General features: G+C 68.1%; 15 protein-coding genes. 8 read left to right on the forward strand and 7 right to left on the reverse strand.

What is annotated here, in order from left to right; all coding sequences use genetic code 11:
* Positions 1–3: 3 nt before the first annotated feature.
* The 6 genes from BMZ19_RS18605 to rsxA are packed head-to-tail and all read right to left on the reverse strand — an operon-like array spanning position 4 to position 5,079.
* Positions 4–690, reverse strand: coding sequence for an electron transport complex subunit E (locus tag BMZ19_RS18605; RefSeq protein ID WP_090313083.1), 687 nt, complete (start codon positions 688–690; stop codon positions 4–6).
* A complete protein-coding gene (rsxG, locus tag BMZ19_RS18610) occupies positions 687–1,364 on the reverse strand; it encodes an electron transport complex subunit RsxG (protein ID WP_090313084.1) in 678 nt (225 codons plus the stop codon). The genes BMZ19_RS18605 and rsxG overlap by 4 nt, the downstream gene beginning before the upstream one ends.
* Positions 1,361–2,461 carry an RnfABCDGE type electron transport complex subunit D gene (locus BMZ19_RS18615; RefSeq protein ID WP_090313085.1) on the reverse strand — a complete coding sequence of 367 codons (1,101 nt, stop codon included), beginning with the start codon at positions 2,459–2,461 and terminating at the stop codon, positions 1,361–1,363. The genes rsxG and BMZ19_RS18615 overlap by 4 nt, the downstream gene beginning before the upstream one ends.
* Entirely contained in the window at positions 2,458–3,918 is a 1,461-nt protein-coding gene (gene rsxC / locus BMZ19_RS18620) for an electron transport complex subunit RsxC (RefSeq protein WP_090313086.1), read from the reverse strand. Before rsxC ends, BMZ19_RS18615 begins: the two co-directional genes overlap by 4 nt.
* Positions 3,919–3,938: 20 nt before the next feature.
* Entirely contained in the window at positions 3,939–4,463 is a 525-nt protein-coding gene (locus BMZ19_RS18625; protein ID WP_090313087.1) for an RnfABCDGE type electron transport complex subunit B, read from the reverse strand.
* 43 nt (positions 4,464–4,506) lie between these two features.
* Positions 4,507–5,079, reverse strand: coding sequence for an electron transport complex subunit RsxA (gene rsxA / locus BMZ19_RS18630; RefSeq protein ID WP_090313088.1), 573 nt, complete (start codon positions 5,077–5,079; stop codon positions 4,507–4,509).
* A gap of 450 nt (positions 5,080–5,529) precedes the next feature.
* Between rsxA and nifL the strand changes: the two genes are divergently transcribed.
* From nifL to grxD, 8 genes are all read left to right on the forward strand, one after another.
* Positions 5,530–7,089, forward strand: a complete 1,560-nt coding sequence (nifL, locus tag BMZ19_RS18635; protein ID WP_090313089.1) for a nitrogen fixation negative regulator NifL — start codon at positions 5,530–5,532, stop codon at positions 7,087–7,089.
* Positions 7,090–7,107: 18 nt separating this feature from the next.
* Entirely contained in the window at positions 7,108–8,673 is a 1,566-nt protein-coding gene (nifA, locus tag BMZ19_RS18640) for a nif-specific transcriptional activator NifA (RefSeq protein WP_090313090.1), read from the forward strand.
* Positions 8,674–8,953: 280 nt separating this feature from the next.
* A complete protein-coding gene (nifB, locus tag BMZ19_RS18645; RefSeq protein ID WP_090313091.1) occupies positions 8,954–10,465 on the forward strand; it encodes a nitrogenase cofactor biosynthesis protein NifB in 1,512 nt (503 codons plus the stop codon).
* A gap of 41 nt (positions 10,466–10,506) precedes the next feature.
* A complete protein-coding gene (locus BMZ19_RS18650) occupies positions 10,507–10,785 on the forward strand; it encodes a 4Fe-4S binding protein (protein ID WP_090313092.1) in 279 nt (92 codons plus the stop codon).
* 10 nt (positions 10,786–10,795) lie between these two features.
* Positions 10,796–11,236 (forward strand): ArsC/Spx/MgsR family protein, encoded by a 441-nt coding sequence (locus BMZ19_RS18655; RefSeq protein WP_090313093.1) that lies wholly within the window; start codon positions 10,796–10,798, stop codon positions 11,234–11,236.
* 2 nt (positions 11,237–11,238) lie between these two features.
* Positions 11,239–11,823: a nitrogen fixation protein NifQ gene (locus BMZ19_RS18660; protein ID WP_090313094.1), complete on the forward strand. Its 585-nt coding sequence runs from the start codon at positions 11,239–11,241 to the stop codon at positions 11,821–11,823.
* On the forward strand, positions 11,820–12,179 hold the full coding sequence (locus tag BMZ19_RS18665; protein ID WP_090313095.1) for a rhodanese-like domain-containing protein: 360 nt from the start codon (positions 11,820–11,822) through the stop codon (positions 12,177–12,179). Before BMZ19_RS18660 ends, BMZ19_RS18665 begins: the two co-directional genes overlap by 4 nt.
* A gap of 13 nt (positions 12,180–12,192) precedes the next feature.
* Entirely contained in the window at positions 12,193–12,522 is a 330-nt protein-coding gene (gene grxD / locus BMZ19_RS18670) for a Grx4 family monothiol glutaredoxin (protein WP_090313096.1), read from the forward strand.
* 61 nt (positions 12,523–12,583) lie between these two features.
* Here grxD and BMZ19_RS18675 read toward each other — a convergent pair whose 3' ends face one another.
* The gene (locus BMZ19_RS18675) at positions 12,584–12,862 is read right to left on the reverse strand and encodes a glutaredoxin family protein (protein WP_244517275.1); all 279 of its coding nucleotides are present in this window, start codon (positions 12,860–12,862) and stop codon (positions 12,584–12,586) included.
* Between the last annotated feature and the right edge of the window lie 27 nt (positions 12,863–12,889).

The raw sequence follows: 12,889 nt of genomic DNA on the forward strand, positions 1-12,889 counted from the left end.
GACTCATTGCAGTACCACCAGTTCGCCGTGACTCTTGATCCGCCGCTCGGCGCGCTTGCGGTCAAGCACGCGCTTGCCGGCGAGCAGGAAGCCCAGGACGATGAACGCTCCCGGCGGCAGGACGGCCAGCAGGATGCCCTGGAAGCCGGGCAGCACGGTGATCTCCAACCACTGGAAGTGCGGCCCCAGCAGCGACGAGGCCTGGGCAAACAGGGTGCCGCTGCCGAGGATCTCGCGGATGCCGCCGATCAACACCAGCACCCAGGTGAAGCCGATACCCATGCCGGCGCCGTCGAGGATCGAGGGAATCACCGGGTTCTTCAGGCTGAAGGATTCGGCGCGGCCGAGCACCGCGCAGTTGGTGACGATCAGGGCGATGAACAGACCGAGTACCTTGTACAGCTCGTGCATCCAGGCGTTCATCGCCATATCGATCAGGGTCACCACACCGGCGATCAGACCGATCATCACCGGGTTGCGCACCTCGGGCGAAATGGTATGGCGCAGCGCCGAGATGATCGCGTTGGTCAGGATCAGCACCAGGGTGGTGGCCAAGCCCATGCCCAGGCCGTTGGTGGCGGTGGTGGTGACCGCCAGCGCCGGGCACAGGGCGAGCATCTGCACCAGGGCGACGTTGTAGTCCCACAGCGCCGAGGTGAAGTAGTGCCACGGTCGTTTCGCTTCGCTCATGGTTGTGCCTCCTCTTCCGGAGCGGTCAGCCGCGCGGCCTGGCGGACCTGGAACTGCAGGGCCTGCAGCACGCTCTTGACCACCGCGCGCGGGGTGATGGTGGCGCCGGCGAACTGGTCGAACTGGCCGCCGTCCTTCTTCACCTTCCACTGCGCCAGCGGGGTGTTGGCCAGCGACAGGCCGTCGAACGCCTTGATCCAGTCGCTGCGCGAGACTTCGATCTTGTCGGCCAGCCCGGGGGTTTCCTTGTGGCTGAGCACCCGCACGCCGAGGATCTGCCCCTCGCTGCTCAGCGCGACCAGGTGGAGGATGGTGCCGCCGTAGCCGATGTTGCCGACCTGGAAGGCCACCGCCACCAGGCGGCCGTCCTTGCGCGCCGGATACACCTCGACCGCGCCCAGCTCGGCGTCCTGCAGGCTGAACGCATCGGCCAGCGGGTTGTTGTCGTACAGCCGCTGCGGCAGCACCTGGCGCAGCACGGCGAGGCGGTCGGCCTCCTGCTGGACGGCGATCTGCTCATGGGTCAGCTGGTTGCCGAGCAGCAGCGCCAGCGCCACCAGCGCGCAGACCGCCGCCAGCGACAACCCCTGGTACTCGACCCGCGACCGCCAGCGTTGCAGCCGCGAAGGCGGCGCGACGGCCGCCTGCGCGGGGGTCAGCGTGCTCTCGCTCATGGCTTGCCCTCCTGATTGAGCGGATTGGTTTGCCGCCCGACGGGCAGCGGCTTGCCGCGTGCGTTGCGGCCGTAGGCGCGCGGCCGCCAGTAGCGATCAATCAGCGGGGTCAGCGCATTCATGAACAGCACGGCGAAGGCCACCGCCTCGGGGAAGCTGCCCCAGGTGCGGATCACGTAGACCAGCACGCCGCAGCCGGCGCCGAAGATCAGCCGGCCGCTGCGGCTGACCGGCGAGGTGACCGGATCGGTGGCGATGAACAGCGCACCGAGCAGCAGGCCGCCGCTGGCCAGGTGGTAGAGCCCGCCGGGATAGCGCCCGGGATTGATCTGGTGGGCGATGGCCGCCAGCAGCAGCACGGCGAGCAGCATGCTCAGGGGGATTTCCCAGTGGATGATGCGCCGCGCCAGCAGCCAGGCGCCGCCGAGCAGGAGCAGCAGCTCGGAGGTTTCGCCCAGGCTGCCGGCGCTGTTGCCGAGCAGGGCTGCCAGCAGGCTGAAGTCGCCGGCGAGGATCGCCTCGGCGCTGTGGCCCAGGGTCAGCTCGGTCTTCAGGTGGCCCAGCGCGGTGGCGCCGCTCATGCCGTCGGCCAGCGGAGCGCCGGCGAAGGTGATCGCCAGACCCTCGACGAAGCCCGGCGCGCCGGCCGAACCCAGCGGCTGCGGCAGCGCCCAGGTGGTCATCTGCAGCGGGAAGGCAATCAGCAGGGCGACCCGCGCCAGCATCGCCGGGTTGAACGGGTTCTGGCCGATACCACCGTACAGCTGCTTGCCGATGCCGATGGCGAACACGCTGCCGCCGACGGCGATCCACCAGGGCGCCCACGGCGGCAGCGACAGGGCCAGCAGCCAGCCGGTGAGCAGCGCCGAACCGTCCTGCAGGCGCGCCAGCGGCTGGCCGAGCCAGCGCAGGCAGGCGGCCTCGGTGGCCAACGCGCTGGCGCAGGTCAGCAGCCACAGGTTGATCGCCGGCCAGCCGAACAGGTAGAGACCGAACAGGGTGGCCGGTGCCAGCGCCAGGCAGACGTGGAGCATGATGCGGTTGACCGAGGAACGGTCGTGGGCGAAAGGCCCGGAGGCGATGCCGATGCTGCTCATGACTGCACCTCGCTGGTCGGCTTGTCCGCCGGCTTGCGCTTGGCGGCCTTGACCGCTTCCTTGGCCGCGGCCTCCTGGGCATGGCGCTCGGCGCGGGCCTCGGTCAGCCGCTTGATGTATTCGGTCTTGCGCTCGGCGCTGCGCCGCTCGTCCTGCTTGCCCATGGCGTACTGGAAGTACTGCACCAGCGGGATGTGCGAGGGGCAGACGTAGGAGCAGCAGCCGCAGAGGATGCAGTCGCGCAGGCCATAGTCGCTGGCACCGTCGAGGTCGTCGGCGCGCGCGCGGGCGGCCATTTCCAGCGGCAGCAGGCCCATCGGGCAGGCGTCCACGCAGCTGGCGCAGCGGATGCACGGCGAGGCCTGGTCGTTGCGCAGTTCGTGCGGGGCCAGGGCCAGCAGGCCGGTGGCGCCCTTGATCACCGGCACCTGCAGCGACGGCAGGGCGACCCCCATCATCGGCCCGCCGAGCAGCAGGCGCTGCGGCTCGAGAGACAGGCCGCCGCAGGCATCGAGCAGTGCCTGGGCCGGGGTGCCGATCAGCACCTCGAGGTTCCGCGGGTTGTTCACGCAGCTGCCGGCCACGCTGACCACCCGCGAGATCAGCGGACGGCCGTGGCGCAGCGCCTGCTGGATGGCGTAGACGGTGCCGACGTTGTGCACCAGCGCACCGACCGAGGTGCTGCGCGCCTCGGCCGGTACCTCGCGGCCGGTGACCGACTGGATCAGCTGCTTGGCCGAGCCCATCGGGTACAGCGCCGGCACCGCCTCGACCTCGATGGCACCGAACGGCTCGCTGGCCGCGCGCATGGCGGCCAGCGCCTCGGGCTTGTTGTCCTCGATGGCGATCACCACCCGGTAGGCGCGCAGGATGTGCTGGATCAGCCGCGCGCCGTCGACGATGGCCTCGGCGCGCTCGCGCATCAGGCGGTCGTCGCAGGTCAGGTAGGGTTCGCACTCGCTGCCGTTGACCAGCACGGTCTTGATCTCGTGGCGGGTGCCCTGCTTGAGCTTGACCGCCGCCGGGAAGATCGCCCCGCCCATGCCGACGATGCCGGCCTGGGCGACGCGCTCGGCCAAGACCAGCGGACTCTCGTCGAACGGGTTGGCCGGCACGTCCAGCTCGATCCAGCGCTCCTCGCCGTCGCACTCGAGGACCATGCCGTTGACGGTCAGGCCGGAGGGATGCGGAGCGAGGATCGGGCCGATCTCGACGATCCACCCCGAGCTGGGCGCATGGATCGGCGCCGACATTTCCGCCGGCGAACCGGCGATCAGCTGGCCCTTGAGGACCCGGTCGCCGACCTTGACCAGCGGCAGCGCCTCGGCGCCGGCGTGCTGGCGCAGCGGCAGGTAGAGGCGCGGCGGCAGCGGCAGGCCGCCGATCGGCAGCGCTGCCGAGCGGTCCTTGTGGGCGGCCGGGTGGATACCACCGCGGATGCGAGCGAGATTGAACATGGGGATGCTCCGTGATCGATTCAGACCGCCTGGGGCTTGCTCCAGCGCCAGGTGTCCAGGGTCGGCGCCTGCGTGACGAGGGCCACGCAATCCTCCGGGCAGGCTTCCTGACACCGGGCGCAACCGGTGCAGGCGTCCCGCAGCACGCTGTGGATCTGCCCGCTGGCGCCGACGATGGCGTCGGTCGGGCAGGCGCGGTAGCAGCGGGTGCAGCCGGTGCACTGCGCCGCGTCGATCCGCGCCAGCAGCGGCGCGCTCATCTGTCCGGCGTCCAAGGTCACGCCGAGCAGTTCGGCGAGCTTCTCGGCCAGGGCCACGCCGCCGGGCGGGCAGCAGGTGACGGCGGCCTGGCCTTCGACCAGCGCGCTGGCGGCCGGGCCGCAACCGGGGAAGCCGCACTGGCCGCACTGGCTGCCGGGCATCAGCCCTTCGATTTCCTTGAGCAGCGGGTTGTCGTCGCTGACCGCGAACTTGCGCGCCGCCAGGCCCAGGCCGCTACCCAGCAGCAGGCCCATCACCGCCAGGGCCAGGGTTGCCATCAGCATCTCGCTCTCCTCGCCGGCAACTGCCGGCCATCGCAGTTGCAGGTCAGATCAGGCCGCCGAAGCCCATGAACGCCAGCGCCAGCAGGCCGGCGGTGACGAAGGCGATCGGCGGGCCGGAAAACGCCGCCGGCACGCTGGCCAGCGCCAGGCGCTCGCGCAGGCCGGCGAAGATGGCCATGACCAGGGTGAAGCCGACGGCCGAGCCGAAGCCGAACAGCGCGGCCTGCAGCAGGTCGTGGCCTTCGCGCACACTGATCAGCGGCACGCCGAGCACCGCGCAGTTGGTGGTGATCAGCGGCAGGTAGATGCCCAGCGCGCGGTACAGCTCCGGGCTGGCCTTGCGGATGATCATCTCGATCAGCTGCACCATCGCGGCGATCACCACGATGTAGGCGAGGATGCGCAGGAAGCCGATGCCCAGCGGCAGCAGCACGTAGTGCTCGAGCAGCCAGCTGCTGATGCCGCCGAGGGTCATCACCAGGGTGGTGGCCACGCCCATGCCGATCGACGGATCGAGCTTGCCGGACACGCCCATGAACGGGCACAGGCCGAGAAAGCGCGCCAGCACCACGTTATTGACCAGCACGGTGCCGATCAGAAACAACAGATAGTCCATTGCCCCACCCCACTCGGTTGACTCTGGTGTGCCCCCTTGTCGGGCACTCACCTTTGCAGGGTGTTTCTGCAGCAAGCGTGCCATGGCCCCGCACAGCGGCGATCCGGCCGCCCAGGCCCCGAAAAGCTTGATCCAGATCAACGGCTCTGCAGACAAATCGGCGCTGGCCGGCCCTCTGCCGTGGACCTTTGTCGGCTTTGCGACAGACAACCGCGGCGATTGCCGGGCCCCGCGTGGGTTTTCACACAGAAAATACCGGCCAACCGCGGCAAAACCGCTCTGCCAAGCCGGTTTGCCGCGCCGGAGTGGCTTCAAGAGCGGCTTTTTTCGGCGGCACAGTGTTTGCACAAGTCCCTACACCTGCTGTGCCTTTGTCGCTGCCGTGGCGTGGGCGTGCCGCAGGTGAGTTTCGCGTTCGCTGGTTCTCCGTGGATTGAAGAGGCAAAGCGCATGACCCAGGGCATTCCGACCCGCAGCAACGAGACGCCAGTGGCCCCCGCCGCCAGCGAGGAGCTGTTACCCGAGGCATTCCGGCAGATGGCGGAACACGCGCCCATCGCCATTTCCATCACCGACCTCAAGGCCAACATCCTGTATGCCAACCGGGCCTTCAGCAGCATCACCGGTTACAGCCGCGAGGAAGTGATCGGCAAGAACGAATCCCTGCTGTCCAACGGCACCACGCCGCGCCTGGTCTACCAGGCGCTGTGGAGTCGGCTGGCACAGAAGAAGCCGTGGTCCGGCGTGCTGGTCAACCGGCGCAAGGACGGCAGCCTGTACCTGGCCGAGCTGACCGTGGCGCCGGTGTTCGACGAATGCGGGCAAACCCACTACTACCTGGGCATGCACCGCGACAGCAGCGACCTGCACGAGCTGGAGCAGCGGGTCAGCAACCAGCGCCTGATGATCGAGGCGGTGGTCAGCGCCGCCCCGGCGGCGATGGTGGTGCTCGACCGCGAACAGCGCATCGAGCTGTCCAACCCGAGCTTCGCCCGTCTGGCGCGCGAGCTGACCAGCGACGGCAGCGGCGAAAGCCTTGTGGCGCTGCTGCGGGAAAACCTCGCCATGCCCTTCTCGGCCCTGGAGGAACACGGCCGCGCCTTCTCCGGCAAGGAAATCCCCTTCGACCTTGGTGGCCACGCGCCGCGCTGGCTGTCCTGCCACGGCATGGCCATCCATATCGAGGACGAGCGTGCCCAGGTGTTCTTCTCGCCCGGCGAGGAGCGTTACCTGCTGCTAACCATCAATGACATCTCCGAGCTGCGCCAAAAGCAGCAGGACTCGCGGCTCAATGCGCTCAAGGCGCTGATGGCCGAGGAGGAACTGCTCGACGGCATGCGCGAAACCTTCAACGGCGCCATCCATCGCCTGCAGGGGCCGGTCAACCTGATCAGCGCGGCGCTGCGCATGCTCGAGCGGCGCCTTGGCGCGCAGGCCGAGAACGACCCAGTGGTGGCGGCCATGCGCGAGGCCAGCACGGCCGGCCTGGAGGCGCTGGACAGCCTCGGCGGCGCCATGCCGGTGCGTCTGGCCGAGGCCAAGATGCCGGTCAACCTCAACCAGCTGATCCGCGAAGTGGTCACCCTGTGCACCGACAGCCTGCTGGCCCAGGGCATCGTCGTCGACTGGCAGCCGGCGCTGCGCCTGCCCTGGGTGATGGGCGCGGAAAGCCGCCTGCGCAGCATGATCAAGCAGCTGCTGATGAACGCCATCGAGGCGATCGACCACAGCCAGGTCAGCCGCCGCGAACTGTTCATCAGTACCCGGGTGGAGAACCAGCAGGTGGTACGCATGGAAATCACCGACAGCGGCCCGGGGATCGCCGCCGAGCTGGTGCTCAAGGTGTTCGAGCCGTTCTTCAGCACCAAGCCGCCGCATAGCGCCGGCCACGGCATGGGCCTGGCCATGGTCCAGGAGATCGTCAGCGAACATGCCGGCACCGTGCACATCGACACCAGCTACCAGCAGGGTTGCCGGGTGGTGGTCGAACTTCCCTTCACCGCCAGTTGACCCATGGAGCGCAAGCCGATGAATACCCAGCTCGCTCAGCGCCCCGCGCCGACGTCGCGCCCCGATCTCTACGACAGTCAGCTGCAGGCCCTGGCCCGCATTTCCCGCACCCTCAGCCGGGTGCAGCAGATCGAGGACATCCTCGCCCAGATCCTCGCCGTACTGCACAACGATCTCGGTCTGCTGCACGGTCTGGTGTCGATTTCCGACTCCGGGCACAGCGCCCTGCAGGTCGGCGCCATCCACAGCGACTCCGAAGCGGTGGTCAGCGCCTGCGAGTCAGTACGCTACCGGATCGGCGAGGGCGTGATCGGCAACATCTTCAAGCACGGCAACAGCGTGGTGCTCGGTCGCATCTCGTCGGAACCGCGCTTTCTCGACCGCCTGGCGCTCTACGACCTGGAGCTGCCGTTCATCGCCGTGCCGATCAAGACCCACGAAGGCAACATCATCGGCGTGCTGGCCGCCCAGCCGGGCAGCCGCGCCGACGAGCTGCTGCCCGACCGCGCGCGCTTCATGGAGATCGTCGCCAACCTGCTGGCGCAGACCGTGCGCCTGGTAGTGAACATCGAGGACAGCCGCGAGGTGGCCAACGAGCGCGACGAGCTGCGCCGTGAGGTGCGCGGCAAGTACGGCTTCGAGAACATGGTGGTCGGCCACACGCCGTCGATGCGCCGGGTGTTCGACCAGGTGCGCCGGGTCGGCAAGTGGGACAGCACGGTGCTGGTGCTCGGCGAGTCCGGCACCGGCAAGGAGCTGATCGCCAGCGCCATCCACTACAACTCGCCGCGCGCCCACCAGCCGTTCGTGCGCCTGAACTGCGCCGCGCTGCCGGAAACCCTGCTCGAGTCGGAACTGTTCGGCCACGAGAAAGGTGCCTTCACCGGCGCGGTCAAGCAGCGCAAGGGACGCTTCGAACAGGCCGACGGCGGCACCCTGTTCCTCGACGAGATCGGCGAGATTTCGCCGATGTTCCAGGCCAAGCTGCTGCGCGTGCTGCAGGAGGGCGAGTTCGAGCGGGTCGGCGGCAACCAGACGGTGCGGGTCAACGTGCGCATCGTCGCCGCCACCAACCGCGACCTGGAGAGCGAGGTGGAAAAGGGCAAGTTCCGCGAGGACCTCTACTACCGCCTCAACGTCATGGCCATCCGCATTCCGCCACTGCGCGAGCGCAGCGCCGACATTCCCGATCTGGCCGAATTCCTGCTCGCCAAGATCGGTCGCCAGCAGGGCCGCAAGCTGTCGATCACCGACAGCGCCATCCGCCTGCTGATGAGCCACCGCTGGCCGGGCAACGTGCGCGAGCTGGAGAACTGCCTGGAGCGCTCGGCGATCATGAGCGAGGACGGCAGCATCAGCCGCGACGTGGTGTCGCTGAGCGGCCTCGACCACGACAGCCAGCCGCTCGCCCCGCTGCCCGAGGTCGACCTGGCCGACGAGGCGCTGGACGACCGCGAGCGGGTGGTCGCCGCCCTGGAGCAGGCCGGCTGGGTGCAGGCCAAGGCCGCGCGCCTGCTGGGCATGACCCCGCGGCAGATCGCCTACCGCATCCAGACCCTGAACATCCACATGCGCAAGATCTGATCCCGCGCGGCGGTGCCCAGCCGCCGCCGACGCCCCTCCTCCCGCCTCCCCCGACCATCGACCGGCCACCGCCTCGCGCGGCGGCTGGTTGCTGCCCAGCGATGGCGCAGCGCTTTGTCGCATGTCCGACACGCTCCCGCCGCCCGAACGCCGCGGGTTGTCGGCTGCCCGACAAAACGCAGCCGACGGAAACCAGTAAATCCTTTTAAAACAACAGCTTGTTGATTGGGCACGGGGATTGCTCAATCTCTGGTGACTTTCTCTTTCCCGGAGACCGACCATGGAACTGAGCGTACTTGGGCAAAACGATGCGGAGCAGCACAGTGCTGGCGGTTGCTCCTCTGGATCCTGCGGCAGCACGGACGATCAGCTTTCCCAGCTGCCGGAACACATCCGCGAGAAGGTGCACAACCATCCCTGCTATTCCGAGGATGCCCACCACTACTTCGCGCGCATGCACGTGGCGGTGGCGCCGGCCTGCAACATCCAGTGCCACTACTGCAACCGCAAGTACGACTGCGCCAACGAGTCGCGCCCCGGCGTGGTCTCCGAGGTGCTCGATCCGCTGCAGGCGGTGAGGAAGGTCAAGGCGGTGGCGGCGACCATCCCGCAGATGACCGTGCTCGGCATCGCCGGCCCCGGCGATCCGCTGGCCAACCCGCAGCGCACTTTCGAGACCTTCCGCATGCTCAGCGAGGAGGCGCCGGACATCAAGCTGTGCGTTTCCACCAATGGCCTGGCGCTGCCGGACTGCGTGGACGAGCTGGCCAAGCACAACATCGACCACGTGACCATCACCATCAACTGCGTGGATCCGGAAATCGGCGCCAAGATCTACCCGTGGATCTACTGGAACAACAAGCGCATCCGCGGCGTCAAGGCAGCGAAGATCCTCATCGAGCGCCAGCAGAAAGGCCTGGAGATGCTGATCGAGCGCGGCATCCTGGTGAAGGTCAACTCGGTGCTGATCCCCGGGGTCAACGACGAGCACCTCAAGGAAGTCAGCAAGATCGTCAAGTCCAAGGGCGCCTTCCTGCACAACGTCATGCCGCTGATCGCCGAAGCCGAGCATGGCACCTTCTACGGTGTGATGGGCCAACGCAGCCCCGAGCCGGAGGAGCTGCAGGACCTGCAGGACGCCTGTGCCGGCGACATGAACATGATGCGCCACTGCCGCCAGTGCCGCGCTGATGCGGTCGGCCTGCTCGGCGAGGACCGCGGCGACGAGTTCACCATCGACAAGATCGAGGAAATGGACATCGACTACGCGGCGGCCATGGTCAAGCGCGCCGCCATCCACGCCGCGATCAAGGAAGAACTCGACGAGAAGGCGGCGAAGAAGGCCCGCCTGGCCAGCCTGTCGGTGCCCAGGTTCGACGCCCCGTCCAGCAGGACCCATCGCCCGGTGCTGATGGCCGTGGCCACCAGCGGCGGCGGCCTGATCAACCAGCACTACGGCCATGCCACCGAGTTTCTCGTCTACGAGGCCTCCGCCAACGGCGTGCGCTTCATCGGCCACCGCAAGGTCGATCAGTACTGCGTCGGCAACGACAGCTGCGGCGAGAAGGAAAGCGCGCTGGCCGGCAGCATCCGCGCCCTCAAGGGCTGCGAGGCGGTGCTCTGCTCGAAGATCGGATTCGAGCCGTGGGGGCTGCTGGAGGAAGCCGGCATCCAGCCCAATGGCGAGCACGCCATGGAGCCCATCGAGGAAGCGGTGCTGGCGGTCTATCAGGAAATGCTCATGGCCGGGCGCCTGGAGCAGGCCGAAACGCCGCTGCGGGCCAATGCCTGAAGCGGTATCCGGACAGTACGAGTGATTCGTGGAGGTACAAGATGGCGCTGAAGATAGTGGAATCCTGTGTCAACTGCTGGGCCTGCGTCGACGTCTGCCCGAGCGAGGCGATCTCCCCGGGAGGTGCGTACTTCAAGATCAGTGCGCACAAGTGCACCGAGTGCGACGGCGACTTCACCGAGCAGCAGTGCGCGAGCATCTGTCCGATCGAGGGCGCCATCCTGCTCGCCGACGGCAGCCCGGCCAATCCGGCCGGCTCGCTGACCGGCATCCCGCCGGAGCGCCTCGCCGAGGCCATGCGCGAAATCCAGGCACGCTGAGGGCCGCACCATGACTGCCGTTGTCTTCTACGAGAAAACCGGCTGCGCCACCAACAGCCGGCAGAAGCAGCTGCTGCGCGCGGCCGGCATCGACCTGCAGGTGCGCAGCCTGCTCGACGAGCCGTGGAGCGCCGAGCGCCTGCGGCCATTCTTCGCCGGGCGGCCGGTGGTCGAGTGGTTCAACCGTGCGGCGCCGGCGGTCAAGTCCGGCGCGGTGGACCCGCAGCAGCTGAGCGCCGAGCAAGCCCTGGCGCTGCTGCTGGCCGAGCCGCTGCTGATCCGACGCCCGCTGATCCAGTGGGACGCGGCGCACCTGCTCGGCTTCGATCTCGCCGCGCTCAACGCGCTGCTGCCGGCGCAGCAGCAACTGCAGGCAGCAGCGGGCGGCAGCGACGGCTGCTCGCGCGAAGCCCACGGCCACGCCGCCTGCCAGCCGCCCCGGGAGAACTGACGATGACCGCCCAGGCCCTGCAGCGCAGCGACGCCGCCAGCGCGCCCGCCCGGCGCAGCCCCAACGTGGAGTGGCTGGAGCGGATTCTCCTGGCCCAGCGCAACGGCCACAGCTGCCTGCCGCTGCATCTCGGTCTGGACGCGCAAACTCACGCGGCCTTGATCCAGGCCAACTTTGCGAATCTGGCCCGACAGTACCCTAGCGCTCCGGCGCTGGCCGGGGAATGCGATGCCCTGCGCGCCGAGTTGCTGGAGCTGCGCCGCGACGAGTGGCAGGAACTGCGCGACCTGCTGCTCGGTGCGCGGCGCGGCGTTGATGCACATGAACCGGCGCTGGCCAGCATCGTCGCCGCCGCCTGCCTGGGCGGTGGCCACCTATGGCATGACCTCGGCCTGAGCTCGCGCGAGCAGCTGCGCGAACTGCTGGAGTACAACTTTCCCCAGCTCGCTGGCCGCAACGTGAACAACATGCGCTGGAAGAAGTTTTTCTACAAACAGCTGTGCGAACAGGACGGCGGCTACGTCTGCCGCTCGCCCAACTGCGAAGACTGCCCCACCTACCATGACTGTTTTGGAGAAGAGCTATGAGCGACTTCAAGCGCATCAGCGTCGAACACGCCGAGACCTTGCTGAGCGGAGGGGAGAACGTGATGCTGCTGGACATGCGCGACGCGCGTGCCTACTGCCAGGGACATGATCCGCGCGCCATCCACCTCAGCGACACCACCCTGCGCTCGCTGGTCAAGTTCACACCGCGTCAGGTGCACCTGATCGTCTGTGGCGACGAGCCGCGCAGCAGCCAGGAAATGGCGCGCTATTTCAGCGACTGTGGCTTCGTCAACAGCTACAGCCTCGACGGCGGCTACGCAGCCTGGCAGGCGCGTCGCGACCAGAAGAGCAAAATGCCGCGCCGCGCGGCGCTGTCCATCGCCGCCCACGGCTGAAAAGGAAAAGATCATGCAGGTACTGGATACTGAAACCCGCATCCGCAAGCAGATCGCCGACAACCCGGTGATCCTCTACATGAAGGGCACCCCCGAGGCGCCGGAGTGCGGCTTTTCCCGCGCGGCGGTGGGGGCGCTGCACAAGATCGGCAAGCCCTTCGCCTTCGTCAACGTGCTGACCGCTCCGCACATCCGCGAGAAGCTGCCGAAGATCTCCCAGTGGCCGACCTATCCGCAGCTCTTCGTCAACGGCGAGCTGGTCGGCGGCTGCGACATCATCCTCGGCATGGAAGCCGACGGCAGCCTGCCACGACTGCTGGCCACGGCAGGCTGCGAAGCCTGACCCGGTTACCGGCACCCGGCGGCCGGCGTCACTCCCCGGGCGCAGGCCGCCGGGTGCTGCCTTATGCCTCGACTTGCCCCGGCTGGACCAGGCCCAGAAACAGCGCGATGTCGGCTGCCGCGAACGGCCAGCCCAGTTCGGCGCCAGTGTCCAGGCGACGCAGTACGGGAATGCGCAGGCCGTAGGCCTCGACCCACTCCTCGCGCTCGGCGATATCCACCACTTCCACCTGAAGACCCAGGCCGACGAAAGGCATCAGGACCTCCTCGGCCACTTCGCACAGGTGGCAACCGAGGGTTCCGAACAGCTGGCAGGCAGGCAACGTGACATCGATCGGCATGACATCGCTCATGGTGTAGGGGCGAGG

Origin of the sequence: Pseudomonas linyingensis (assembly GCF_900109175.1) — a bacterium.
Taxonomy (GTDB): Bacteria; Pseudomonadota; Gammaproteobacteria; order Pseudomonadales; family Pseudomonadaceae; genus Geopseudomonas; species Geopseudomonas linyingensis.

Bases quoted from the DNA above. Each gene is read 5' to 3' on its own strand.
- nifB (WP_090313091.1), top strand. From the start codon at position 8,954: ATGGAACTGAGCGTACTTGGGCAAAACGATGCGGAGCAGCACAGTGCT.
- rsxC (WP_090313086.1), bottom strand. From the start codon at position 3,918: ATGTTCAATCTCGCTCGCATCCGCGGTGGTATCCACCCGGCCGCCCAC.
- BMZ19_RS18675 (WP_244517275.1), bottom strand. From the start codon at position 12,862: ATGCCGATCGATGTCACGTTGCCTGCCTGCCAGCTGTTCGGAACCCTC.
- rsxG (WP_090313084.1), bottom strand. From the start codon at position 1,364: ATGAGCGAGAGCACGCTGACCCCCGCGCAGGCGGCCGTCGCGCCGCCT.
- BMZ19_RS18625 (WP_090313087.1), bottom strand. From the start codon at position 4,463: ATGCTGATGGCAACCCTGGCCCTGGCGGTGATGGGCCTGCTGCTGGGT.
- BMZ19_RS18605 (WP_090313083.1), bottom strand. From the start codon at position 690: ATGAGCGAAGCGAAACGACCGTGGCACTACTTCACCTCGGCGCTGTGG.
- nifL (WP_090313089.1), top strand. From the start codon at position 5,530: ATGACCCAGGGCATTCCGACCCGCAGCAACGAGACGCCAGTGGCCCCC.
- BMZ19_RS18615 (WP_090313085.1), bottom strand. From the start codon at position 2,461: ATGAGCAGCATCGGCATCGCCTCCGGGCCTTTCGCCCACGACCGTTCC.
- BMZ19_RS18665 (WP_090313095.1), top strand. From the start codon at position 11,820: ATGAGCGACTTCAAGCGCATCAGCGTCGAACACGCCGAGACCTTGCTG.
- grxD (WP_090313096.1), top strand. From the start codon at position 12,193: ATGCAGGTACTGGATACTGAAACCCGCATCCGCAAGCAGATCGCCGAC.
- BMZ19_RS18650 (WP_090313092.1), top strand. From the start codon at position 10,507: ATGGCGCTGAAGATAGTGGAATCCTGTGTCAACTGCTGGGCCTGCGTC.
- rsxA (WP_090313088.1), bottom strand. From the start codon at position 5,079: ATGGACTATCTGTTGTTTCTGATCGGCACCGTGCTGGTCAATAACGTG.
- BMZ19_RS18655 (WP_090313093.1), top strand. From the start codon at position 10,796: ATGACTGCCGTTGTCTTCTACGAGAAAACCGGCTGCGCCACCAACAGC.
- BMZ19_RS18660 (WP_090313094.1), top strand. From the start codon at position 11,239: ATGACCGCCCAGGCCCTGCAGCGCAGCGACGCCGCCAGCGCGCCCGCC.
- nifA (WP_090313090.1), top strand. From the start codon at position 7,108: ATGAATACCCAGCTCGCTCAGCGCCCCGCGCCGACGTCGCGCCCCGAT.